The sequence below is a fragment of the Chryseobacterium fluminis genome (assembly GCF_026314945.1).
GTDB classification, from domain to species: domain Bacteria; phylum Bacteroidota; class Bacteroidia; order Flavobacteriales; family Weeksellaceae; genus Chryseobacterium; species Chryseobacterium fluminis.
The window spans coordinates 1,930,227-1,953,565 of record NZ_CP111121.1 but is presented as its reverse complement, the minus strand read 5'-3'; the positions used below and the strand labels follow the sequence as shown (position 1 = coordinate 1,953,565).

The following is a 23,339-nucleotide window of genomic DNA, read 5'->3' as shown; positions in this document are numbered from 1 at the left end:
ATGCACTTGAAATATTTCGAATATATTGTCATCTACCTTTCTGTTCTATTAGTATGTACAATAGGGGGAGCGTTAGCAAGAATTTCTTTTCTTGGAAAAGGTGGTGACGAATATACCGCAAATATTGTATTTTGGTCAATCACAGCATTAAGTATATTATTTTATGCACTTATAATTTTATTTCTCGATGGGATAATTGTTTTATTCAGAAAGATTTTCCCTAAAAAAGCCAGTTCTGAAAATTCTACTGAAGATTTTATTCCATCTGAAAATCCTGAGAATGTTGGGGAGAAGCAAAAACAAATAATTGATGAAAATACACCAATTTACTTAGTCGAAAATTCGGAGAAAAGTATTGTGAATCAAACTACAGAATCCGTAAATCTGGAATCTGTAAGAAAAACTCAACTCCAGCAAAAGCAACAGAGTGAAATTGCAAAACTACAAATCGCTCTGGATTATACTAGGAATCAATTTGCGTTATATGTAACAGATGAAGATCTCGATGCACTCTGTAATGCCGTAAGTTCATACTCAAAAAAAGAAGAGATTCCTAACGGTATTTCTGTCCATACCAAAGAATTATCTAATCTAGATCTTTATCATTTCGGTTGGAATATTTGGAATTATTTTAGACCAATAAAACAGGAAGAAATTTCAAAATTATTAAAAAACTATTTTCGTTTCGCTTGACGATATTGATTTAGATAGTATCAAGTCACATTTGAAAGATGAACCTCAAAAAGGTAATATCAAAATTCAAGAAGACTTGACAGGCTACCAAAGAACATAAAAAATCACAAAATGAAGTGTATGTTTAGTGATTCCTCTGTGATTGCGTGTTTATAGCAATCACAGACGAATCACTTTTTTTCTTTGCACCATAACAATTAAAAACAATAGTTATGGATAGTAATGACATTTCATTTGAAAACCTGCCACGAGCAGTCGCACATTTGGTTAGCGAAATAGCTGAAATTAAATTTCTGGTAGAAAGGAAAGAACCTCCGATAATTCCCGTAAAAAGAATTCCGATTGATATTGCAGAAGCTTGCCAAATTATAGGTAAAGCAAAACCTACGGTGTACACTCTTGTGCGGAAAAGATTGATTCCTTGTTATAAAAATGGCAAGAAACTCTACTTTTTTGAAGATGAACTATTGGATTGGATTTCGAAAGGAAAGAAAAAAACCTTACAAGAAATCCAATCTGAAGCGGAAGCAAGTTTCAGAAAAAATTCAAGAAAGGCAAATGTGGATTCTAACCAAAATCTACAAGGATGAGCCAAAAAATCCCCTACATCCGAGTTGGAACCACCTATTATAAAGTGATAGAAAAGCCATTAATTTCTGGCGATAAAACTTCAGTTTTGGTAAGATGGAATCGAGAAACAATTGTGTGCGATCACGGAAAAACATATGTGTCAAATGTGCCAAAATTTGATGGTTTCTGTTGCATTCCGGAGCATTTAAATTATCAACAAATCGTTCAAGGTTTCTATAATATTTACAATGAAATCCCATTTCATCCTTCATCTGAAACAGAAGATTTGAAATCTAAAATTCCATTTTCTTTGAATTTTGTAGCGCACATTTTCGGTGAACAACTGGAAATGGGTTTGGATTATTTGAAAATTCTCCTGCAATTTCCAACACAAATTCTACCTATTTTATGTTTGGTGTCAAAAGAACGAGCTACCGGAAAATCAACATTTATCAAATGGTTGAGAGAGATTTTCGGATTGAATATGACGTACATCAAAGGAGATTCATTTGGAAGTCAATTCAACAGCGATTGGGCAGCAATGTTGTTGGTGGCAATCGATGAAGTTTTTTTCGATAAAAAAGAAATCACGGAAAGATTGAAATATCTATCGACAACTAATAAAGATAAACTCGAAGCCAAAGGAAAAGACAGAGAAGAAATCGATTTTTTCGCCAAGTTTATTTTGTGTTCCAATAACGAAGAGAATTTTATTCAAATCGATGAAAACGAAATCCGATTTTGGATTTTGAAAATCAATCCGATCAAAATGGAAAACACTGAGTTTTTAAATAACCTCATTTCCGAAATCCCCTATTTTCTTCGGTTTTTAATTGAAAGACCATTTTCAACGGAAAAGAAAACAAGAATGTGGTTTTCTGCCGATGAGATCAGAACAAAAGCACTGCAGAAATTAGTTTTCAAAAACAACAATAAACTCGAATCTAAAATTATAGAATTGCTTTATGAGTTTTTTGAAAGCAACAATGATGAGGAAATTAATGTCGTTCCGCAAGACTTGCTGAATATGATGAATAGGATGTTTCGCCCAACTTACTGGACAAGAAATGATATTCGAAATCTTTTAAAAGAAACTTGGAAATTGAATCCACAAAATAATGGTTTGACTTACATCAGATACGACCTTGATTTTGCAGGAATATTTTACCAAAACAATTCAGTTGGTCGCTATTTCACCATAAAAAAGGATTTTATTCTTAATAAACGTGTTGAAATGTTGAATTGATTGATAATGAATAGAAAATCAGATACTTCAAACTCAACAAAATCCTCAACAAACTTTTAAACCCAACTTTTTGTTGAATGTTTGTTGAGGGTAAAACCTCTAGTTTGTTGAATTGTTGAGCTTTTGTTGAGGTTTTAAAGATAATTAAATCAGTAAGTTACAAGATTTCCTCAACAATTCAACAAAAAATATCTCACCCAAAACACGGAAAATTTACAGCTATGAATTGCAAACAATTTAATACAATACCGTTGGAAGAAGTCCTCCTTTCTCTCGGACACCTTCCAACGAAACAAAATGAAAAAGAAGCTTGGTATCTCAACCCCTTTGCCAGCGAATCCCAAGCCTCTTTTAAAATCAATAAAAGTCTAAACAAGTGGTACTTATTCTCAGAAGGAATCGGTGGAAACAATACTGACTTTATGAAGAAGTATCTGAATACTTCAGTAAATGGAGTTTTAATTTGGGCAGAAAACCAGAACTTTTCTTCTTTTCAAAATCAAAATATTCCTGATCAGAAGTTCGAAAACCCGAGTAAAAATTATGAGATACTTGACGTTAATGAAATCCAGCATCCTGCACTTTTGGAATATTTAAGAGAAAGAAAAGTTGGAACCCAAACTCAGTTCTTAAACGAAATTCATTATCGGATGAAAGATAAAAAGTATTTCGGAATTGGTTTTAAGAACGATTCTAATGGTTATGAAATCCGTAATAAATATTCAAAAATTTGTTTGGGCAAAAAAGATGTTTCTACCATAAAAAATGGATCAGAATCGCTCCGAGTGTTTGAGGGGTTTTTCGATTTTATTTCCTTTAAAAATGTAGAGATTTTTTTAGAAAAAGAACCGTCGGATTACATCATTTTGAATTCCGTTTCAATGATTTCTAACATTAAAAACTCACTTGAAAATTATGAAAACATTGAGCTTTATTTTGATAATGATGAAGCCGGAAATCGTGCTGTTGAAATGATTAGAAATGAAAATCAAAACGCAGAAGATTGTCGGGTTTTGTATTCAGATTTTAAAGATTTGAATGATTGGCTGGTTCACAAAAATCCAACAAATGAAAGACAAGTGAAACTTAGGAGAAGGTGAGTAAAATAAACACAGGTAAAATACGGTGGGTAGTTAGTGCAAAAAGTACCCAAAGTTTACAATAAGCGTAACCGCTGATTGTAAAATTTGGCTTTTTGATTTCTTCCTATCGTCAGAAATGTTTTGAAATACACTTAAATATAACACAATGGAAAAAGACTTTTTACAGGATTTCATACAGCAAGCTGCCAAAGAAAATGCAGAAAAAATTGCTAGGGAAAAGAGAAAAAAATATTTCCAGGAATTAGGTCGGAAAGGTGGATTGAAGACCAAAGAAAATAAAAAGCTGGATAAGGTTGTTTCGATCAGAATGACCAATTCCGAATACGAAACTCTCATTCAAAAACAAGAAAAATATCCGTTAAAATTGTCCACGTATATTCGGAATGTTTTGTTCGAAAAAGAACTCAAAATTAATGAATTTCAAACTGATGAAGTCTTACTTCAATATGGAACTCACTTTAAAAAAATTACCAATCTTTTACGAAATCGTGAATGGAATGTTTTTGAAAACAAGAAAGAGATTTTATTAAAAATTGAAAATTTAGTCGAATTGATTCATCAATATATATATTCAAAAATGCAGAAAGATGAATAATTCTGCAACCACAAGAACCATTACAAAAATCGCTTTGGAATATAATGGAAATGACAAAGGTACAGCCGAAATGATTTCGTCAAATTGTCTTTTAAGTTCAAATCCGGAAGGTCAGTATTTAGAAATGAAAACAGTAGCCGACCGAAATCCCAAAGTAAATAAATGGGCATTGACGGGCTACATTTCTCAACCGGATGAAATTGGTAGAAAATTGAAGGATGAAGAATTTTTAGAAATCGCAGTCAAAGCTTTGGAAAAAATTGGAGTGACAAACAAAAATCAGTACCGATTGGATATTCACAACAGCACAAAGCATAAGCACATTCATTTTATCGTGAACAGGATTAATATTTCGGGGAAATGTACCGTGAAAGCACACGATATCGGAAAGAGATTTGGTGAAGCTGTCAGAGAAGTCTGCAAAGAAAAAGGATTATTGACTGATATAGAGATTGGAATTCAGAAAAAAGCTGAGATACTAAAAAACTTAACCGAAGTTATTAGGTCAGAAGATAATTTTGAGGATCTGATCTTGGGAATGAAGAAAAGAGGTTTTGAAATTCAATTGTCCTCAAATGTCAAAGACGGGATTTCGGGAATGCGAATTGTGATGGAAAAAGACAAAAATTTTCAAACTGAAAGGATCTATAAAGCTGGTTACAAATTATCTGAAATCTCAAATCAACTGAAAATTTCTGAAATAAAATCTCTGTTTGAAATAAAAAAAGCGGTTAAGGAAGCACAAAAACACGGTGATAATTTTAAGGAATTTCGGGAAAATCTACAACAAAAAGGATTTTCTATGAACATCCAATACAAAGGAGAAATTAAAGGCGGTCAAAAAAATAAAATTCAAGATTTCTGGATAAATAAAATTGATAATAGTCAAGAGAAAAACGAATTCTTTTTTCGGAAAAATGTAGGGTTCTCTCTGTCGTCAATAGATTCTGATATAGGTGATGTTCTAAAATCATTGAATCAAAATATTGTAAAAAATGATGCGAGTAATCATCTGAGATCAGAAACAAATGAAAGCTTAATAGAAATTGCAGGCGGATTATTAGGTGACTTCCTTAATCCAACCTATGTTTCTCAGGATGAAGATGTGCTCTGGAAAAAGAAGCGAAAATTAAGACGATAATCAAAAATTTAAAAAATAAATATGGAAAATGAAAATAAAGAATCTAAAAGTAACGGAATGGAACTTTTAGAAAATGTGATCAAATCAAATATGGAAAATAGTGAACAAAATATCAAACTTCAGTTTGCCATCCAAGACCTTACGACGCTGTTGAACGATGTACAGATGAGTTTGCAAGAAGGACATTCAATCAACAATGAAACTGTAGTCTTTTTTAAATTAGAGCAAAACAAAAGAGACGAATTCATTGCCAACATTCCTACTCATATAGAGACAATTCTTTCAAAAGAAGCTAAAGATTATTTAGAAGATTTTGGAAAGAATATAAAATGGAAGAAGCAATTTATTTGGATCGGAATTGGAGTTTTTGTCTTTACAGTTTTAGTATTTATTACCTCCATCAATTTCGCAACCAATTGGTACAAAGAAAGCATCAAGGCAAAAAGTGAACTACGCCAAGATATTTTAAATGAAATTGCTGATGAAGGGAGAAAAATCTACGATGAAAATGAGATTAAAATATTGAGTGATAATACTCAAGTAATGCAATTGTGGATTAAAAATAACCCTAAAAAAGCGGAAGATTTTTTAAGGTTTAAAGATGGATTTGAAGCAAATAAGAAAAAATAATGGTAGAAATTATCAATCAATATAATCTATCTATTCATTGTTAGGGTCTTACAGTTTACACCGTAGATATTAATGAAATCTAAGCAAATAATTGTACTTATAGATTTAAGTAAAAACTTAAACTGATAAATACAATTACTGACAAATCCTATTGATGCAATTCGTATATTTGAGATTTAGCCTAACTGCATCTTAAATCCTATTAATTATTATGACAATAAAAAAACCAAGTGAATTTGCAATAAATATGAATTTAGATAAGATGATGATATTGCAACAATCTGATTTACATTTAGTAACTAATATGCAGTATTTTGATGACCAATCTCCTTGTCATTTATATTTTATTGGAAAACGCCCGAGAGTAACCGTTGTTGAAAATAGCCTAAGATTGTTTGAGGATTATTTTGAATTAACATTCAGAATTCAGAAAAAAAATGATTTTGAAGAGCTCGGAGTTAAACTAGAAAATAATTTTTCAACAAATGATATAGAATTAAAAACAACTTACCCATTTAATATGTTTGAGATTTATGATGGAGGCACATTAGTATTAAATGCAAAATCGACTGTTTTTTTGCAATCTTTTCTTACATATCCATATGATACTGCTTTTTTAGATTTCGAAATATTATATGTTGGACAATCTTATGGAGTTGAAGGTGCAAGGACTGCTCCCGATAGATTAGTTAGTCATTCAACTTTACAAGGCATTTATTCAGAAGCAATTATAAATAATCCGGATAGTGAGATATGGATTGCTTTGGCTTCGTTTGAACAATTTAATTTAATGATGTTTGATGGTCGGACTAAATTCTCTGACGAAGAAAGAGATAATGATAGAGAAAGATTTGTAAATATTTATGACAAATTAAATTACGAGGGTATAAATGAGCAACAAAAAATAAATTTTACAGAAGCTGCCCTAATTAGATATTTCCAACCACCGTATAACAAGATTTATAAAGATTCATTTCCTAACCCAGCTCACAAAACATATTCAGAGTGTTATGATTTAGATATAAATTCTATCTGTATTGAGTTGCAAACTAGCGATATCGTTAATTGTATGTTTTTTTCAGAATCTGTAAATAGAAGTCCTATTCATATGAAGGATTTTCAATTGCACTCTACTGAAGAACGTAGAAGTATGTTCAATTTTTATTAAAAGCAACTAAAGAAAAATAAACTTTTGCTCTACACAAAATGAAATTCAACTTTCAAGTTTAACGTTTAGGTTGATATTTGTATTTTAGTAGAAATTCCCCTTGTATTGAAATTTTCAAATTATCAGAAAAATAGAGCACAATTCCAGACAAAAATAATTTATGCATCCATCAGATAAATTTTTGCTTGTTCGTAAGCATATTTTTTCGACCTTTAGGCTTCACGGTTTAACATCAGCTTTAAATATTATAGATAATTATCGTAAAAACAATGCTATAGATGATAAACATTACAAAGGAATTCGTGCTGAGTTAGGCTTTTTTTCTTCTCATAGAAAAGACTTTGGTTTGTTTGAAAGTCTAGATTCAGGAAATCACGCTGATTTTATTGGTAATATTAAGGGTTCAACTTATGGTATAGATGTCACAACCAATTTAGATTTTAAAGATTTAGAAACATATACTGAAAATCAAAAAGATGGTTACGAGTATCTTATTGCATTGGTAAATCCAGACACTTTAAAACTGGAAGAAATATTTAATATAAACTTTCCATTTTGTGCTGATTGCGGGGGAAGAATGATCGATATTTTATATTTAGAACCTTCAGGTTGTGATAACGAAGGCTTCATCAATTATTCATATAATCAAAGAGCAGTTGCTATTTGCAGTTTCAATCCAGAACACTCAATTTCAAAGAAAGAAACCAATTTTATGACAGTTGATTTTTCATCGCATATTAATGATTATGCTAATAATCTAAATTTTGGAGAATCTTTAACACATATAGATATTAAAAAAGAGATTGATAGATATGCTATTTCCAATTTAAAATTTTTTAGAAAAGAACTGAACTCAAATTTAATGGCTTGCGGATTCCCTGAATACATTGTAACTAATCCGCACTATGGAGAAGGCTATAATGGTACAAAAATCTATTTTAAAAGACCTTTTATAAAAAATGAAGTTGATGAAATATATGATTTCGATTTTAGAGATTTATTATAAAATCGATTGGAAAATATTCCCTACTATAAATTAAAATGCTTTTTTATTTCTTCTTCAGAACTGAGATATTGCTCATCAGTTAATTTCCAATTGATTTCTTGGCCAGTGATTTCATCACAATAATGCTCTCCATTAGCTATAAGAATTTTTTCAGGCGTTTTATAAAGTATTTGCGTACTGCATACTTGAGGTGTGAAATATTTATCAACAGTTTCGATTGGGATAACCAAATTTGCCCCAAAATAGTTGGTTTGAACACTGGGAAACATCACTCCTTCCACTTGAGGATGTTCTAAAATTAAATTTGTGTAAGCAACTGAAATTTTATAGTCATCATTTTTTTCAATCTTTCTTGCAAACTCTTCACTAATAAATATTAAAAATTCCTTGTAGAATTCGATATCATCTTCATCTAATTCATCTGCAAATCCAATCTGTTTTTCAAAACTCCTTTCAATGTCAGGATTGTTTTTAATTGCTTCTTCAGCAAATACCATTTCAGCAACAAAGAATTCCTCATTATTAATCCATCTGCTTATAGTGTACTTTTCTCCATCAAGGTTAGATCCATCTTTATCTTGAAATAATTTGGATGTTTCTGCAATTGCGGTTATTCGGGGCTTGTCAATCGGAGACGTTTTGATTGCACCATAGAACATAACCTGATGTGGTTTATTAGCACGTCCATATTCTGTAAGGAAGTTGTCAATTATGTTTCTATCCTTAATATATCCTAAATCATCTATACTGTTGTAGAGAGCGTCTCCTTTATTCAATCTTGCTCTGTCGAGTTCTCTATTTTTATGAAATTTCGCTAATGGAATTGGAATACGTCTAACAGATTCTCTTAATAATGTATAGATTTCATCATACGAGATTGTATCTAATTTTTTTGAAAACTCTTTTAATTTTTCAAATGCTTCTTCTTTGGTCATATTAATGAAATAGAAATGTAGAATTATTTATTAATAAGCTTTTCAAGTCGATCCATCATTTCATCTTTTTCTTTCAACATCCTTTCGTACAAAGCAATCTTTTCTTCGTGAAGTTTCACAAATTGGTCGATTTGATTTACCGTGGAATTGTAAAATACAGACGCAGGTTGTTGACAATTATCAAATGTATTTGAAATGATATTAATTGCTTGTTCTTCATCAAAGTTTTGAATCGCTTCTACCGGAATTTTCAATACTTCGGAAATCCTTTTTAGCAAAGGATCTTCTATTATTTCCTTCTGTTCAAGCAAAGAAATTTTCTTTTGATTCCAATCATCACCCAAGTCAAAAGCTAAAGCTTCCTGCTTTATCCCTAGCATCTCTCTAAAGCGTTTTACATTTCTTCCCTGATGTACTTTCTGTTCCATAGCGGTTATCAAATTTTAAAGGCTCAAAGATAAAGCCATTTCTGTTAAATCGTCTGAATTGTAAAGTTAAAAAATTATCCTGTAAAATATCCATTTCTTTAGATATAATATCCAGTTTTTGTATTGATTATGAGCTTTTGATAATGGTAATTCGTATCAAGATAAAACTTAATTATTATGAAAAAGAAGAAAATAGATTTTGAAGCTGAGTTTTGGGACAGCTACAGAAAACATACTTGTCTGTCATTGATTGATGCATTCTTTGAAATGGATTACCTATCTGCCGTAAAAGATAGATTGTTTGACATCATAAATTATTCTACGAAATGTGAAGTTCTAATGAAGGATGATCCTTCGCTCGTATTTCACTTTTACCTATGTATGCGCTCATTTATTAGAGCAAGTTATCTATTACAATTAAAAGCAAAAAAATGGAAATTGAATGATCCTCCGGAATATACATCCAGATTATTACAGGGCTCACTTTCCAATGAAGAGTATGATAATCCATTTCTTGTTTTCCAGAACGCTTTTAAAGAATTTACCTTAAAGGAGTTTGAGTATTTCAACACACAAATTGTTTATTTCTCTTTAGGAGCATATTCAGATGAACCGGAAGCTAATATCATCACTCTTTTTATCCACCTAAACAAAATGTTGGATGCCGCACAAATCATTCGTGAACGTGGCTTTGAAAAGATTAAAAAGTAAGATATGAACTCTTTAGAATATTTTATGCAATTTCAAACTTGAATAGGCTTTCGTGCTTTCCCAACTTTATCTAACAAAAAATTTGATATGAAAAAGAAAACAGAAAGCCGTTTGATCAAAAATATTGATCAAGCGCAAATTACTTTTCCAGTGCTTTTGGAAAAACGGCAGAGACAAGAATTGATAGACGGGATATTCAAACTAATTAAAAAATTAGAAAATCCTGAGATTGACAGACTTTTAAACCATTATGAAGATTTCATACAGAATTATGATCTCAAAGATCTACTCTATGGAAACATTGAAGTCCTGAATGCAAGCAGGCTTGACACCAAGACAGCAGCAATAATGTCCTGCCTGCTGGCAATGATCGCCTTCAGCTCAGAACTTTTAGATAATGAAGGAAGAATGATTCCACTAATCGACATACCAGAAGACAATATTGCTGTATCAGCAATTGAATATATTAGAAGCTCTATTGTGTTAGATGATCTTTTAGAATATTTGCTTTATAGCATAATTTCTATAGTAGGTGGTGAATACTATATGGCATTTCAGCAAAAAATAGCAAGCGAGAATTTCTCAAACGAAGATATTCTTCATCTTGAGAATGATGGAGAGTTGAATGAACACATCGATCTGATGGCATGGTTTGCAGTGATGCGATTATTCTTAGAATCTGTTTACTTTTATTTTAATGATGAAAATCACAATATCAAAAAACCATTATAATGAAAACTTCAAATCAATTTCAATTTACACAGATTGGTCACGAATTTATAGATAGTTCAATCAATCAACTTTTTAGACAACATTATCTTATAATTCAGATATTCTTTAACCAAACTGATGATTCAGGCTGCGCTCATCTCATAATTGTTGTGGAACACAAAAACGATGTTGATGAGTTAATGCGAAAAAAGTGGGTCGATAAAGCTTTCAAAGAGTACAAAGTCAAAGTCTGTGTGTTTTATTCTTCAGAAATCCACCATAGATTTTCTCTTGGAGATCCTTTCATTGAGCTGTATTGTAGACCATCAGCAATTATTTATCAAAATGCTGATTATGGAAAGCCATTGATTATTAAAAGGAATTGGAAAAAATTTAGTAATAAGTTTGAGGACTATAAAGATTCTCTGTTTCACGATCACGATCTTTTATTAACACAGGTTAGAGGATTTCTCACCGACGAATCATCAGTAAGTGCCTTGTTAGCTTATGAAAATGTTTTCAAATATGATTTCAGATACTTGGAAGAATTATATACTGGAAATGGATTCAATTCAGAAAATCTGAACGAAAGAATAAGGAACCTTTCAAAACATATTCCAGAAATACAAAGCCATTTCGTCTGTCAAAGCAGAAGCGAGTATTACCTTATTCATTTAATTGGGAAAGCTAGAGAAGCATCAAAAGATGATCTATTTTTTAAAAATGAAATGTTTGAAGCGTTCCGTATAGCTGAGGATAGTCTTTCCGGAATGATTGAAAAACGTTTGCATCAATTAAAGAACATGATAAAAATAGGATGTTCTGACAAGGAAGACATTAATGAAACAGCAGAGACAAACGATAAAGATGCGGTTCTAGATATTGCTGTGGAAGTAATTGTAAAATCCATCGAGGTCGAAGAAATCTATATCTTTCACAAAGCTGTTTATGGTAGTAATACAACTTATTACTTACTGTTGCTTGGTCTTAATATTGGTAATGATAAATTGAAATCCATAACACAGTCACTTAAAAGTCACACTGGTGATCAGTCTGATTTTGTTTTGATCAGCCACGACCGATATTGGATTCAGAAGAATCTGTACTTTTATCAAAGTTTCTTTGCAAATGTTATTCAAAGCAAAAATAAAATTTACCAATCTTATCCGTTTCATCCGGAGCCTCACTGGGAATATCCCCATACTCCGATCTATGCTGATCTTGACTATTACTTTGAAGCGGCCACGAAATTTTCTGAACAATTCCTTGCACTAGCTGAAGATGAGAAAGAAAATTATCAGGGTCTACCATACTTTTTTACATTGTTTTTTCTTTCATTTTGCAGAACATATATTTATGCAAAGCTTTACTATATGCCGAATTATCCAATTACAGTTTGTGGCGACTATGTGAGTTTGCAAATCCTGAATTGCGAAAATACAATTACATATTTGAAGAATTCTGGACTAAGTTCTTTCCGTATCTAGAATACCATATGGTTCTTCATCACCATATCACACATTTGAAAAAAAAAGATGTGGCTCAAATGAAGGTGATTGTCGAAAAACTAATGCAAAATTTACAAGAAATACCATCAAAAATTCGTTGAAAGATAATTTTCGGATTTATTATAATCCATAATCATTGAATTTTTGATTAAAACTTTAACATCAAAATATATGTCTCAATTAAAAGAAATAAAAAAAATACCTGTAAAGGAGGTACTTGAGTATTTTAAAAACGAAGGTATGATTGTCACCAAGGAGGAAGTGGAATTGATTATGGAATTTCTCTATTTTCTTACAGAGAGTGTTATTCGAAAATATTTTACTGATGATTGTGAGTAGAGGAAATGATTCCATAACTAAAGAAAAATTCCCAAGCATTGAATAATGTTTAATGATACAATCTATAAAATTGATTTGGAATGGCTCTAAAAATTAGTTATAATGATAAATGCAGATTTGTTTATTCCCCATTAACAAAAATTGGTTTCCAGTGTTCGGGAAATTTATAGCCATTCCACAAAATATTGAATCTTTGTTGAGTACAAACTCCAGCTCTCACATAAAACACTGCATAGAAAATTTTATAAACAGGATGGTTGGAATAACCTAGAACATCTATGAGTATATCCTCAATAGTTTTAATGAGTCTTGCTTCATCAGTTGCATACTTGTACTCAACTGCAACATTTAGTGATGGAATGAGGATATCTGGCTTGTAGCATTTTGCTTCTTTATAAAATGGTTCTGATAGACTTATGTAATCAGGAAAAGTAGCTTTTATTACGTGTTTTACAGAATTGTAAACTTTTGTTTCATTTAATGGCTTTACGTCAAGTTCTCTAATTATATAAGAGGTGTGAGAAAGAATGTTTTCAAGGTATATTAATCCAATATCTTTATTAATTCTTTTATCAAAAGCCTCAAAAGACAAGAGAAATTTATTTATTGAATATAATTCATTACGAAGTGATCTTGACTTATTAAAAAAAAATAGATTAGTTGTTTGCTATAAAAAAAGGGATTAGGAAATTAGTGCCGCTAAACAAAAAAAAATCCTATCCCTTGTACCAAGTACTAAGCAAAGATACAATAGAATTAGAAATTGCACCTTATATTCCAATTGGAAAAAGAGGTTTCAAATCAAAAGCACCTATTTGTGAGATTATTAACTGTATTTTATATAAACTTAAAACAGGCATTCAATGGTATCTTTTACCTGTTTTACAATTGTTCAGTAAAGAAGTTCTACATTATAAGACAGTTTTCGGCTACTACCGTCAATGGTGTAAAGCCGGAATATGGAGAGCCTGCTGGAGTGGTATTTTACAAAACAATAAATCAATGATCGATTTGTCCAGCGCAGATGTAGACGGCAGCCACACTCCGGCGTTAAGGGGAGGTGAAGCCGTTGGATATCAGGGTAGGAAAAAGCGTAAAACAACTAATGCCCTTTATTTGTCGGATCGAAATGGCTTGCCACTGGCCATGTCGATCCCTGTGTGTGGAAATCATAACGATTTGTTTAATATTGAAAAACATTTTACAGAAATGACCAATTTTTTACAGGAGTCGGGTATCTCATTGGATGGTCTTTTTGTGAATTTTGATGCCGGATTTGATGCGGAGAATCTACGTTTAAGAGCGTCAGAATTGGGGATAATAGCCAATATTGCTCATAATAAAAGAAACTCTAATACAGATAATGACCATTATTTTGATCATCAACTATACAAAGAGCGATACGCCATAGAAAGAACAAATGCCTGGCTGGATAGTTTCAGATCGGTGCTCAACAGGTTTGATACCACCATTACCAGCTGGATAGGATTTAATTATTTAGCTTTTATTGTTATTGCCTGTAAAAAGATGATGAAAAAGTCGAGATGAGTTCTACATATATAATAGGTTTGTCCAAAATCGTCATCTATTAAAACACTTATACCTACATAAGTTGGATTTAATATGTGTTCTAAATCTTTTTTGAAAATTTTCAAAAGCTCATTACTATTTTGTGTTTCAAAATAATTCAGTAAGAGCAAATAAAGTTCAATTATAGAAGAGTTGAATTTGTAGTGAATTTGATCAATTTCTTTCTCAACATATTCTTCTTCGCCTTGTTCACAGAAATCTAATTTTATATTTAAATGTTCGACTTGCGCAATATAGTTTTCTAACGCACTTATTTTTTCATTTATAATTTTTTCTTGATAATAAATGTTTCTCATTGCATAAATAATTAAATAGTTAAACTTGCGTGCTAGATAATGTGGTCTTGTTATAAAATGATGGTATGAAACATTTACAACTCAAAGTATTTTTACAATGATTTTTGTTTGAAGTTATAGCCTTCAATTACAGTTGAAGCGTCAAGTACTAGATTATCAAAGCCACATTACAAAAGTTAAAGTGTTTTTACACCTTTTAAGTGTGAGTGTTATATCACCCGCAATGAGTTTTTCCAGTTGTTATTTTATTTTATTTTATTTTATTTGAAATTTCACCTCATATAATTTATTGCTAATGTCTGAGTAGGCAAAAGTTATATTTTCATATAAAGTGCTGATTATTGCAATTTTATAAGTTTTTAAAGTTTCTATGGTTTTTTAAGCTTTTCAATTACTTTATAAACGTGTGATCCTAGTAATTTAGGATATGTACTATTATCTGCATCTAGTGCTTTTGCTTGTTGAATTGCAAAATCTACATTGGGAAGAAATAGTTCTGGTTTAGGGTTGCTTTTATTATAAGAACCTAAAATTTCTGTAATTTTAGAATCAACGTAATTTTTCTTATTGCTTATTCGGGCATTTTTCAAAATTAATTTTTGCTCATCGTCACTATATTCTGTCAAATCTTTAATATGAAGTAACAGCCAAAACTCGAAACAAGGATTACTTACTGCTACATACATGTTTGACTGCTTTTCACATTCAGAAATAATATCAGGAATACTTTTCCATTTATCAGTGTCTATTATCATCCACAGCTCATCAGTGTCTTTAAAATTATATTCGTCCTTTGCTTCTTTTTTTAATTTTCTAAAGACGTGATTAGGTGCGCTGTTAGTATCTGTTTTCGGTCTCTTTAAAAGATGTAGAAATATTAAAGCTTCATCAAATAATTCTGAATTTTTAAATTCCTCAAAGTATATTTCTTCTGTATCATTACCTTCAAAAGCTAATACAATGATTTTTTCTTTTTCTAAAGAATTGCTTTCTCGAAATAAGTCCTCTCTTTCTCTTGGCATAGCTTACAAATGATTGTGGTTTAAAATTGTAAGTTTGTTTCGATTTCCTATTCGAGGTATTGCTTTAAATCGTCCTAATAAATAGTCTTTCCTAATTTCTTTGTCAAATCGAACGTTATACTCTTCAAGTGAATGTAGTCTGCTTGCTCCTTCATTGTCTTTCACTACAAACCAAACTTCATCTTTGCGCAGCAATTTTTGGGTCAATAAAGAAGACTCGTGACTCGCTATAATGAGTTGACTATTTATATTTGTAGCTTTTGAAATGAAAAGGTCGATTAAATCGTACATTAAGTTTGGGTGTAAACTTCTTTCCATTTCATCAATGATAAATACGTTGTCACCTTTTAATAAATCCATCAACAGAGGTATGAAATCCATGATTCTATTAGTTCCATCAGATTCATCACTTGTGTCAAACTTTTCTAATTCGTCTTGCCCCTTGACAGGATGTTTTGTCATAAATTTTTCTACTACTAAATCACTATCCTTAACAGATAGGAAATATGTCGTATTTCTGTTAGATAGAATTGAAGCTCTTAAATTTTCAGACTTCTTACTTAAAAGATCTTCTTTAATTTTATTTAAAATAGACCTTGGTATATCAACACTTTCAAAATCAATCTTCTCAAGACACACACCATTAATTCCTGTATCAAAATATTTTAAGAACTGCTCAAAAGTTGTTAGTAATTCTTCGTCTTGGTTTAATTCGAATTTTAGGCCTTCATTATATTTGTCATCTGGAAAAATTACTTTTAGAGAATTTTGGAACCAATCTATGACATTTAATAAATCTTCAATCTCTGAAACATTTTCTTTAACTTTTCTAGTTCTGATTTCATTTAAAAACAATTGATTATTAGGTGTGCCTTTGGCTATGAATTTTAAAAATTGTTTCTCTTCTTCAGATTTTATTTTTCTTAAAATGTTGCTTAAATCATAAATCTGGTTATTCTCTATATTTCTTTCAAAAATTTTTATCTCATTTTTCAAAGTAATTTCAAATAACCATTCTTCCTTTATAGTAATAGAATCAAATACAAAACCGTAAGCATAATTTTTACCATTGTGTTGAATCACATATTCAATTCTTGAATCTTTATCATTGGAGTTTTTGTCTAATCTAAATTTTTGATATTCGATTATAGAGTCAGATTTTGTCCCTCGTAAGACCAATCTCTTTCCAAATTCTATAGCTTTAATGAGGTTTGATTTGCCAGAAGCATTTGCGCCAAATAATACAGAGGTTTTCAAGACAGAAATTCCTTTAACTTTTTTGGTTTTATGTTCTCCTTTTAAAGTTCCTTTCCCAGGTAGTAATGAGAAATTCTGTCTATCATTAAAGGACGAAAAATTCTCAATAGAAAACTTTATTAACATAAGATTTGTTTTATAATGAGTAAATGTAGTGATTTTTTCACATTCGTTTACTTTTATTTTTATATTTGTGTATAAATTTAATTTATTTTTAATGGGTAAAAATGCAAATAGCGATTAAAATTGTTGTAATATAATCCAAATTTGATTCTAGTAATTCAAAGATGATCAGAATATAAAACTTTTTGTCTTTAAACCATTTTAAGAAAAAACCTGTAGTTAGTAATGCGCAAAAGGATTTTGGTCACTGCGTAGTTTATTATAATATTCATTTTGTAACTTTTCATTTACTGAATTCCCAGCTAAAGTGATTTTATCTGTTAAAAGTAATCATTATGAAAATTCTTCTCAATAAAAAACTTTAGTCAAAGAAGGTATTAAGTAATTTAGTATCACTAAAGAATAAATAAAATATATTACGAACAAATGATTGGAAAAATACAGATGTTCTTCATGATAAGGTTCTAAAAAATAATGCAGTTAGGAAATAGTTTAATTAAAATACTACATTTGAAATGGAGTTTTTGCATATAACTTTAATTAAATTTACTTTAAAAAACAGCCATATCATTGGTGTGAAATAATATAACTGCTTTTTATGCTATAATAATCAATGTCTAATCAAATTTTTTCAAAACTAGAAATTCATTAAAATCATCTATACAATAATTACTTATTGCATATAAGGAAAATTTGTAATTTTCATTCTTGTAAACCTCTGACAAGAGAACTTCTCCCAAAATTTCCATATTCCTAAAAGCTGTTTTGATTATTTTGCTAAGGTATTGTTCAACATCATAGTTAAGATTTTCTGTTTCTAAAATATTTGGTAATAAATTGTCTTTGGTAAATAGATCCTTAATTGGCATTCTCATATAAAGTTTTCCGGATTCTCTAGTCAACATAATATCTTTTCCTTTGTGAATTATACTATCTCGGATTTTTTTAATGTCATCTAAATCCGATTGAATAAATTCTAAATATTGAATTATTTCAGTAGGTAATTTGTCGGCATTATTTGGTTTTTTAGCATAGCGCACCAAGGTATTTATGGAATCTGTTCCTGGATATTGTTTAAACTGTTTTTCGTCAAGACAGATTTTAATAAAGTGATAGAAGAAATCATACAAACTTCTCAGATTGGTAAAAATATTCTCAAATATTGACTCTAAGTAAATATTGCCTTTATAAATACCAATCTCAGTATTATTATTAATTTCCTTAAATAAACTGTAATTGATAGATATATTGTGGAGGTCATTAGTATATCCATTCAGTGCCAATCTAATTTTACCAAACTCTCTTAATTCTTCTTCCGAATAATCTCTTAGAGGCTCACCCGCACTTGAATAAGTCGAGTAATACCAAGAGGACATTACGGAAAGTAGTACTGATGAAAAAATATCTTCACCTACCTTAAAACTTTGTGGACCAACAAGGATGGTGCCTTTGATTACAAGTCTTTTCTTATCCATAAAATTTTAAATATGTCTAAAATACCTTAAATTCTATTTTTTCATTATGTTTTGTAAAATTAAAGATCAGCTCAGTTTCTAGAGACGATTGTTTTTTGAAACGGCAGCCTGTATTAATTTTGCGATTTACTTTATTATAATTTCTAAAATATTCTTGAAAGAAACAATATTTTATTAATTTTAACTTTTACCGAATATAGAAAACTAATATAAGATATTTTCAGAAAAATGAACAAGTTTGATTCCCACATATTTTCCGAGTCATTATTACTTAAAGCCCTCCAAGAAAAGTCAATGCAGAAATCTGCACATAACGATTATCTTGATATTTTTCTGACTTTTAAAAAGCAGGTGAGCTTAGAAGTAGATTTTATTGTGCAGAATTTTCCTGAATATACCCCGCACAATGAGGAGTACCATCTTAGGCGGTTATTAGTTTTGGCTGATGAAATACTTGGTTCAGAGTTAATTTCCCGTCTTAATGCAACTGAACTTCTGGTTCTATGTTTATCTATTTTTGGTCATGATTGGGGAATGGCCGTTTCTGCTGCTGAAAAAAAACAGATTTCAAGCCTGTTTCAAAACAAAGACGAAAACTTCGGGTTACTTAGAAATGAAAGAAGATGTTTTTCAGAACATTTGGAAAAATTTAATGAAAAACATGATAACGTTACCGAATTTGTCTGGCAGGAATATATTAGGCTAACACACGCAGAAAGAAGTGCGGAAAGAGTAAGAAAATATTTTTGGAACATAGACAGTGGAATAGGAGAAGCTGCAGCACGAGTTTGTGTAGGACATTGGCTTGATTTCAAAGATGTAAAGAATTCGTCCATATATCCAGTCAGTTACATGGTACGTGGAGAAAGTATAAATCTAAGGGCTATAACTTTATATTTGCGACTGATTGATCTCTTTGATATTTCAAACGAGAGGACTCCATATACAATTTATAAACATGTTGCCCCTCAATCCATGAGATCGAAAATGGAATGGGCTAAACATGAGGCAATTAATTCATTAGCAACGAAACATTTTCAGAATGGAAGGGAGATTCAAGTTGATGGTCAAACCGATGATTATGAGGTGTTTGCTGCATTAGAAGATCTTAAGTCCTTTTGTGAAGATCAATTGTTTGGATGCAATGATTTACTTCAGGAACTTAATGATAGTAGATATAATTTAAACATATTCGATCTGAAATGGAATATTTTACCGATTGATTTTGATCCAATTTCTATAAAATTTCAATTCGAAAGAAACAGAATGTTTGAGGTCTTGAGTGATGAAATTTATAAGGGAGATAAATATGTTTTTATAAGGGAACTTCTCCAAAATAGTATCGATGCCATAAAACTTCGGAAAGAATGGATAGAGAAAAAGACACAATTAACACTAAACTCATTCGGAGAGATAACGATTGATGTAAGAGATACACACAACAATAATATTGAGATTACTTTTACTGATGACGGTATAGGGATGGATCGTTATATTGTTGAAAATTATTTGAGTGTTGCGGGAAGAAGTTATTACAGTAGCGAAGAATTTAAAGAGCTTGGTCTCGAGATGGATCCTATTTCTAAATTCGGTGTTGGAATTTTAAGCTGCTTTATGGTGGCTGACAAGATACACATCACTACATACAGAGACCTAGTTATTAAGCCAGATGCAAAAGTTCTCCATATTGACATCCCTTATATTGATCAGCAGTTCCGTATTTCAGCAAATGACCCTGATAAGGATAAAGATAAGATTGGAACCAAGATCGTAATTTCTCTTTCTAAAGATAAAGTGAAAAGTAAGCTTGATGATAATCCTGACATTGACATAACTGGTTATCTAAAAAAATTGGTAGGATTTGTTGAGTTTCCTATTGTGATAACTGAGAATGATAATAAAACCGTTATAATAAATCCTTTTGAGGATGCTGTTTTCTATGGGAAAAAATATCAGGGTTATGAAATTTATAAATTGGATACATCACTTGATTTTAATAATGTTTTTCTACCCCAAAGTTTAAAATTAGCAAAAGATACTTTTACAACTAAACAATTTACAATTGAAAGTGATTTGGGAATGGAAGGAATCGTAGGATCAGTAACCTTTGTTGTTCCTAAAGATCCATTTCTTAAAATTAGGGAAGCAGCCGGCGGTAGTTGGCCCACTACTGACTTTTCTCTAATTTCTCCAGGAAAAAGAACCCAGGACAGAAAGATAAAAATTAGCAGAGAATGGGCTAATTTTACTCATGCTAATATGCCGAATACATATAAATATGGGGCTAGCTCTTTTTCGAAAGATGCGTACAAAATTTATTTAGATGGTATTATTATTCCCAAAGCAAATCCGCCTTATGCTATTGAAGGTCCTACCGAGGGTAGGGAATCTATGTATTTCGATTCATACTTTGTTAATGAAAGGTTTATGGTTCCCTTCGTAGTAGCTAAATATACCAAACGTCATTTTAGTAGTATTGATCTATCCAGAACTGAAGTAAGAGAAAAAGACTTTTCTTGGGATCAAAGTATTTCAGTACATCTTTTTGCCCATATAGTAAAGATCCATAGAGAATTTTTATTGGATGAAGATATTAAAATTAGAATAAAATATTTTACATATTTGATGTTTTTCTATAGAGTTCCTGTGAGCGTAATAGTTGCAGAAATTGGTCTGGATAATTGTCCCATTTTAACCATTGATTATGGAGGAGATCTTAAATTTGAAACATGGGGAAATTTTAGAGATAAGGAAATCTACATACAGCCAGAATATACCTACTGGTTCAAACAAATTTTACTTAAAGGTTTTGATGAATCATACAAGGAGAAGCACTTTCTCAGTGATTGGAAAAGTGATAAGTTTCTTATTAATGATATTATCTATCCGGAATTATATAATGAATACAACTCTTCATCACAAGCAATTCTAGCTAGTCAACTGGTAAAGTCTTATATAGATGATACTCACGATTTTCATTCTTACCGCTTTTTATCGTCACCTTGGGAAGACGGACCCGCATTGATCCAGCCAGTTTGGGTGCCAAAATCTCATGTGAGATCACTGGTAGATTACGAGTTGGTTAAAACTGCTGCAAAAGATATGAATCTGATAAATCCTGAAGAAGCTGATATTTTAGTTTATAGCTTATTTGATGCCTTAAGTGAAAACAATTTTGACGTTTTTCCAGATATAGGGGTATTTCAAAAACCTTACGATTCAAATTTTGCATATGGAGTAAGCATTTTAAATTTTAATCATCCTTTTACTAGAGGTCTTTTAAGAATATTGGCTTGCATCCAAGTATACGAAGAGACAAAGAAGGAAGTTTCAGTGCCGTGGGCAAAGCTTATTGATAAATGTATAGAGTTGCCATTTTTTGATCCCAATACCTATTTTGATAATGGATTTTCTCTAAATGAAGTGAATCTCATTATCGATGAAATGAATGAAATGATTATTAGTGCGAATTTAATAATGAATTATAAAACATTAAATCACATTGATTTCGATTCTTTTGTAGAAAACACCGTAATGTATTATGGTGATGATATTTATTACCAGTTTTTCAATAATATAGAGAATGAAGAACTCGATTTAAATGAAAACTATGGTAAAAAAATTTAACTTATATTTTTTCATTAATTTAAGCTGCACAAAATTTATTAGTGTGTTACGGTAGAACAAATAGTTCTCGATGAGAAAATAGCGAGTTTAACAAGAAGATTGTAATCACTATCAATTGAAAAAATACAGTTTTTTATTACATACGATTGTAGAAAATACATTTGCCAATTGTTATTAATCTTAATCTAATTAATTATTAGTATCATATTAGTACCATTGATTTGTAATTTGTTGATTTTCAGTATTTGTTATATTAGAAGAAGTGAAATAATCAGAAAATTATTATATATAGAATCCTTTCTTGAAAAAGAAAGGATTTTTTATTGCTTATGTAATAAGTAAAAATATTATTATCCTACGGTTAAAAACACATTGAATTTTCCGTAAAGAGCGCTTCAGCGGCAAAATGGTGTTGAATTTATCATAAAAGCGAAAAGTCAAAACCTATAAAATAATTTCATACGGTTAAAGGTGTTTACGAAAAAATTAATGCAAACTCCCCAGACAAAAATTGTCCGGGGCGTTATTTTAGTTAAGTTTTATTTACCGAAGAATATCTTATCCTGTTGCTGCTGATCATTATAGATTACCTGAAAGTTGACTGGCATATACTGATAAAGAACCTTCCAGTGCTGAATCTTTGTATGCTTTTTAAAACTTTCAAAAGACCTTACGAAAATGTTTTCGATAATATCTTTTACATAGGAATCGCCTACCTTGTAAATCAGATCCATCAGTTTAATGTGATGGGCAATAATGTTTATTTTTGATTCCTGTAAAAGTGTTTTCAGATAATTTATGGTTGCCTGAATAATTCCTGCGAAATTATTCTGGACAGACAATTGTGTAATTTCGTTTCTTAATGGCGGATAGAAAAATTTTAAATACTCTACAGCGAGATTCTGGTTAATCGTTTGCCTATTGACATTCATTATAATTAATTTTTCAAACATATCTACCGTAACGAAAAGTATACCAAAATTATAAGCATGCCGCAAAAATAAATACACCGATAATCACAGCAATGTGAGTTGCTAAAATCTCTGTATTCTGCCTGCTGGTCGAGGTCTTCAGCGTTTTCCAGTCAGATATTTTTCTAATTTTTGTTTTCATAAAGATTTGATTTTTAATAGGTTGATATTTGTATGTTTTAAGCAGTTTGTAA

Annotated in this window: 23 protein-coding genes; 14 read left to right on the top strand and 9 right to left on the bottom strand. The window is 30.7% G+C overall.

Going from position 1 to position 23,339, the window contains the following annotated elements; genetic code table 11:
* The 9 genes from ODZ84_RS08725 to ODZ84_RS08685 all read left to right on the top strand — a co-directional run bounded on the left by ODZ84_RS08725 (position 1) and on the right by ODZ84_RS08685 (position 8,152).
* Positions 1-693, top strand: a complete 693-nt coding sequence (locus ODZ84_RS08725; protein ID WP_266176600.1) for a hypothetical protein — start codon at positions 1-3, stop codon at positions 691-693.
* A 212-nt stretch (positions 694-905) separates the two neighbouring features.
* On the top strand, positions 906-1,283 hold the full coding sequence (locus ODZ84_RS08720) for a helix-turn-helix domain-containing protein (RefSeq protein ID WP_266176599.1): 378 nt from the start codon (positions 906-908) through the stop codon (positions 1,281-1,283).
* Positions 1,280-2,509 carry a primase-helicase family protein gene (locus ODZ84_RS08715; RefSeq protein ID WP_266176597.1) on the top strand — a complete coding sequence of 410 codons (1,230 nt, stop codon included), beginning with the start codon at positions 1,280-1,282 and terminating at the stop codon, positions 2,507-2,509. Before ODZ84_RS08720 ends, ODZ84_RS08715 begins: the two co-directional genes overlap by 4 nt.
* 221 nt (positions 2,510-2,730) lie before the next feature.
* Positions 2,731-3,609: a toprim domain-containing protein gene (locus ODZ84_RS08710; protein WP_266176596.1), complete on the top strand. Its 879-nt coding sequence runs from the start codon at positions 2,731-2,733 to the stop codon at positions 3,607-3,609.
* Positions 3,610-3,757: 148 nt separating this feature from the next.
* Positions 3,758-4,207 (top strand): plasmid mobilization protein, encoded by a 450-nt coding sequence (locus ODZ84_RS08705; RefSeq protein ID WP_266176595.1) that lies wholly within the window; start codon positions 3,758-3,760, stop codon positions 4,205-4,207.
* Complete coding sequence (locus ODZ84_RS08700; protein WP_266176594.1) at positions 4,200-5,348, top strand: relaxase/mobilization nuclease domain-containing protein; 1,149 nt, start codon at positions 4,200-4,202, stop codon at positions 5,346-5,348. The genes ODZ84_RS08705 and ODZ84_RS08700 overlap by 8 nt, the downstream gene beginning before the upstream one ends.
* Before the next feature lie 21 nt (positions 5,349-5,369).
* Entirely contained in the window at positions 5,370-5,978 is a 609-nt protein-coding gene (locus ODZ84_RS08695) for a hypothetical protein (protein WP_266176593.1), read from the top strand.
* 211 nt (positions 5,979-6,189) lie between these two features.
* On the top strand, positions 6,190-7,146 hold the full coding sequence (locus ODZ84_RS08690; RefSeq protein ID WP_266176592.1) for a hypothetical protein: 957 nt from the start codon (positions 6,190-6,192) through the stop codon (positions 7,144-7,146).
* Between the two features lie 160 nt (positions 7,147-7,306).
* A complete protein-coding gene (locus tag ODZ84_RS08685) occupies positions 7,307-8,152 on the top strand; it encodes a hypothetical protein (protein ID WP_266176591.1) in 846 nt (281 codons plus the stop codon).
* Between the two features lie 23 nt (positions 8,153-8,175).
* Here ODZ84_RS08685 and ODZ84_RS08680 read toward each other — a convergent pair whose 3' ends face one another.
* Together ODZ84_RS08680 and ODZ84_RS08675 are read right to left on the bottom strand one after the other, a co-directional pair.
* Complete coding sequence (locus tag ODZ84_RS08680) at positions 8,176-9,087, bottom strand: hypothetical protein (protein ID WP_266176590.1); 912 nt, start codon at positions 9,085-9,087, stop codon at positions 8,176-8,178.
* Positions 9,088-9,110: 23 nt separating this feature from the next.
* Positions 9,111-9,515 carry a helix-turn-helix domain-containing protein gene (locus ODZ84_RS08675; protein ID WP_266176588.1) on the bottom strand — a complete coding sequence of 135 codons (405 nt, stop codon included), beginning with the start codon at positions 9,513-9,515 and terminating at the stop codon, positions 9,111-9,113.
* Positions 9,516-9,692: 177 nt separating this feature from the next.
* Between ODZ84_RS08675 and ODZ84_RS08670 the strand changes: the two genes are divergently transcribed.
* The 3 genes from ODZ84_RS08670 to ODZ84_RS08660 all read left to right on the top strand — a co-directional run bounded on the left by ODZ84_RS08670 (position 9,693) and on the right by ODZ84_RS08660 (position 12,424).
* Positions 9,693-10,226, top strand: a complete 534-nt coding sequence (locus tag ODZ84_RS08670) for a hypothetical protein (protein ID WP_266176587.1) — start codon at positions 9,693-9,695, stop codon at positions 10,224-10,226.
* Positions 10,227-10,313: 87 nt separating this feature from the next.
* Positions 10,314-10,958 (top strand): hypothetical protein, encoded by a 645-nt coding sequence (locus ODZ84_RS08665; protein WP_266176586.1) that lies wholly within the window; start codon positions 10,314-10,316, stop codon positions 10,956-10,958.
* Positions 10,958-12,424, top strand: a complete 1,467-nt coding sequence (locus ODZ84_RS08660) for a hypothetical protein (protein ID WP_266176585.1) — start codon at positions 10,958-10,960, stop codon at positions 12,422-12,424. Before ODZ84_RS08665 ends, ODZ84_RS08660 begins: the two co-directional genes overlap by 1 nt.
* A gap of 481 nt (positions 12,425-12,905) precedes the next feature.
* Here ODZ84_RS08660 and ODZ84_RS08655 read toward each other — a convergent pair whose 3' ends face one another.
* A complete protein-coding gene (locus tag ODZ84_RS08655; RefSeq protein ID WP_266176584.1) occupies positions 12,906-13,376 on the bottom strand; it encodes a hypothetical protein in 471 nt (156 codons plus the stop codon).
* 101 nt (positions 13,377-13,477) lie between these two features.
* On the opposite strand from ODZ84_RS08655, the gene ODZ84_RS08650 reads away from it, so the two are divergent.
* Entirely contained in the window at positions 13,478-14,332 is an 855-nt protein-coding gene (locus ODZ84_RS08650; RefSeq protein ID WP_266173844.1) for an IS5 family transposase, read from the top strand.
* On the opposite strand, the gene ODZ84_RS08645 is transcribed toward ODZ84_RS08650, so the two are convergent.
* From ODZ84_RS08645 to ODZ84_RS08630, 4 genes are all read right to left on the bottom strand, one after another.
* Complete coding sequence (locus tag ODZ84_RS08645) at positions 14,278-14,670, bottom strand: hypothetical protein (RefSeq protein ID WP_266176583.1); 393 nt, start codon at positions 14,668-14,670, stop codon at positions 14,278-14,280. The genes ODZ84_RS08650 and ODZ84_RS08645 overlap by 55 nt on opposite strands.
* 368 nt (positions 14,671-15,038) lie before the next feature.
* On the bottom strand, positions 15,039-15,692 hold the full coding sequence (locus tag ODZ84_RS08640) for an RloB family protein (RefSeq protein WP_266176582.1): 654 nt from the start codon (positions 15,690-15,692) through the stop codon (positions 15,039-15,041).
* A 3-nt stretch (positions 15,693-15,695) separates the two neighbouring features.
* Complete coding sequence (locus tag ODZ84_RS08635; RefSeq protein WP_266176581.1) at positions 15,696-17,075, bottom strand: AAA family ATPase; 1,380 nt, start codon at positions 17,073-17,075, stop codon at positions 15,696-15,698.
* A gap of 614 nt (positions 17,076-17,689) precedes the next feature.
* Complete coding sequence (locus tag ODZ84_RS08630; protein ID WP_266176580.1) at positions 17,690-18,547, bottom strand: hypothetical protein; 858 nt, start codon at positions 18,545-18,547, stop codon at positions 17,690-17,692.
* 228 nt (positions 18,548-18,775) lie between these two features.
* Here ODZ84_RS08630 and ODZ84_RS08625 point away from each other — a divergent pair, with 228 nt between their 5' ends.
* Positions 18,776-22,174, top strand: coding sequence for an HD domain-containing protein (locus ODZ84_RS08625; protein ID WP_266176578.1), 3,399 nt, complete (start codon positions 18,776-18,778; stop codon positions 22,172-22,174).
* A 539-nt stretch (positions 22,175-22,713) separates the two neighbouring features.
* On the opposite strand, the gene ODZ84_RS08620 is transcribed toward ODZ84_RS08625, so the two are convergent.
* Positions 22,714-23,106, bottom strand: coding sequence for a DUF7674 family protein (locus tag ODZ84_RS08620; RefSeq protein ID WP_266176577.1), 393 nt, complete (start codon positions 23,104-23,106; stop codon positions 22,714-22,716).
* A gap of 49 nt (positions 23,107-23,155) precedes the next feature.
* Positions 23,156-23,287: a hypothetical protein gene (locus ODZ84_RS08615; protein WP_266176576.1), complete on the bottom strand. Its 132-nt coding sequence runs from the start codon at positions 23,285-23,287 to the stop codon at positions 23,156-23,158.
* Between the last annotated feature and the right edge of the window lie 52 nt (positions 23,288-23,339).

Excerpts from the sequence above, each read along its gene's own strand:
- ODZ84_RS08725 (WP_266176600.1), top strand. The coding sequence starts at position 1 with ATGCACTTGAAATATTTCGAATATATTGTCATCTACCTTTCTGTTCTA.
- ODZ84_RS08720 (WP_266176599.1), top strand. The coding sequence starts at position 906 with ATGGATAGTAATGACATTTCATTTGAAAACCTGCCACGAGCAGTCGCA.
- ODZ84_RS08715 (WP_266176597.1), top strand. The coding sequence starts at position 1,280 with ATGAGCCAAAAAATCCCCTACATCCGAGTTGGAACCACCTATTATAAA.
- ODZ84_RS08710 (WP_266176596.1), top strand. The coding sequence starts at position 2,731 with ATGAATTGCAAACAATTTAATACAATACCGTTGGAAGAAGTCCTCCTT.
- ODZ84_RS08705 (WP_266176595.1), top strand. The coding sequence starts at position 3,758 with ATGGAAAAAGACTTTTTACAGGATTTCATACAGCAAGCTGCCAAAGAA.
- ODZ84_RS08700 (WP_266176594.1), top strand. The coding sequence starts at position 4,200 with ATGAATAATTCTGCAACCACAAGAACCATTACAAAAATCGCTTTGGAA.
- ODZ84_RS08695 (WP_266176593.1), top strand. The coding sequence starts at position 5,370 with ATGGAAAATGAAAATAAAGAATCTAAAAGTAACGGAATGGAACTTTTA.
- ODZ84_RS08690 (WP_266176592.1), top strand. The coding sequence starts at position 6,190 with ATGACAATAAAAAAACCAAGTGAATTTGCAATAAATATGAATTTAGAT.
- ODZ84_RS08685 (WP_266176591.1), top strand. The coding sequence starts at position 7,307 with ATGCATCCATCAGATAAATTTTTGCTTGTTCGTAAGCATATTTTTTCG.
- ODZ84_RS08680 (WP_266176590.1), bottom strand. The coding sequence starts at position 9,087 with ATGACCAAAGAAGAAGCATTTGAAAAATTAAAAGAGTTTTCAAAAAAA.
- ODZ84_RS08675 (WP_266176588.1), bottom strand. The coding sequence starts at position 9,515 with ATGGAACAGAAAGTACATCAGGGAAGAAATGTAAAACGCTTTAGAGAG.
- ODZ84_RS08670 (WP_266176587.1), top strand. The coding sequence starts at position 9,693 with ATGAAAAAGAAGAAAATAGATTTTGAAGCTGAGTTTTGGGACAGCTAC.
- ODZ84_RS08665 (WP_266176586.1), top strand. The coding sequence starts at position 10,314 with ATGAAAAAGAAAACAGAAAGCCGTTTGATCAAAAATATTGATCAAGCG.
- ODZ84_RS08660 (WP_266176585.1), top strand. The coding sequence starts at position 10,958 with ATGAAAACTTCAAATCAATTTCAATTTACACAGATTGGTCACGAATTT.
- ODZ84_RS08645 (WP_266176583.1), bottom strand. The coding sequence starts at position 14,670 with ATGAGAAACATTTATTATCAAGAAAAAATTATAAATGAAAAAATAAGT.
- ODZ84_RS08640 (WP_266176582.1), bottom strand. The coding sequence starts at position 15,692 with ATGCCAAGAGAAAGAGAGGACTTATTTCGAGAAAGCAATTCTTTAGAA.
- ODZ84_RS08635 (WP_266176581.1), bottom strand. The coding sequence starts at position 17,075 with ATGTTAATAAAGTTTTCTATTGAGAATTTTTCGTCCTTTAATGATAGA.
- ODZ84_RS08630 (WP_266176580.1), bottom strand. The coding sequence starts at position 18,547 with ATGGATAAGAAAAGACTTGTAATCAAAGGCACCATCCTTGTTGGTCCA.
- ODZ84_RS08625 (WP_266176578.1), top strand. The coding sequence starts at position 18,776 with ATGAACAAGTTTGATTCCCACATATTTTCCGAGTCATTATTACTTAAA.
- ODZ84_RS08620 (WP_266176577.1), bottom strand. The coding sequence starts at position 23,106 with ATGAATGTCAATAGGCAAACGATTAACCAGAATCTCGCTGTAGAGTAT.
- ODZ84_RS08615 (WP_266176576.1), bottom strand. The coding sequence starts at position 23,287 with ATGAAAACAAAAATTAGAAAAATATCTGACTGGAAAACGCTGAAGACC.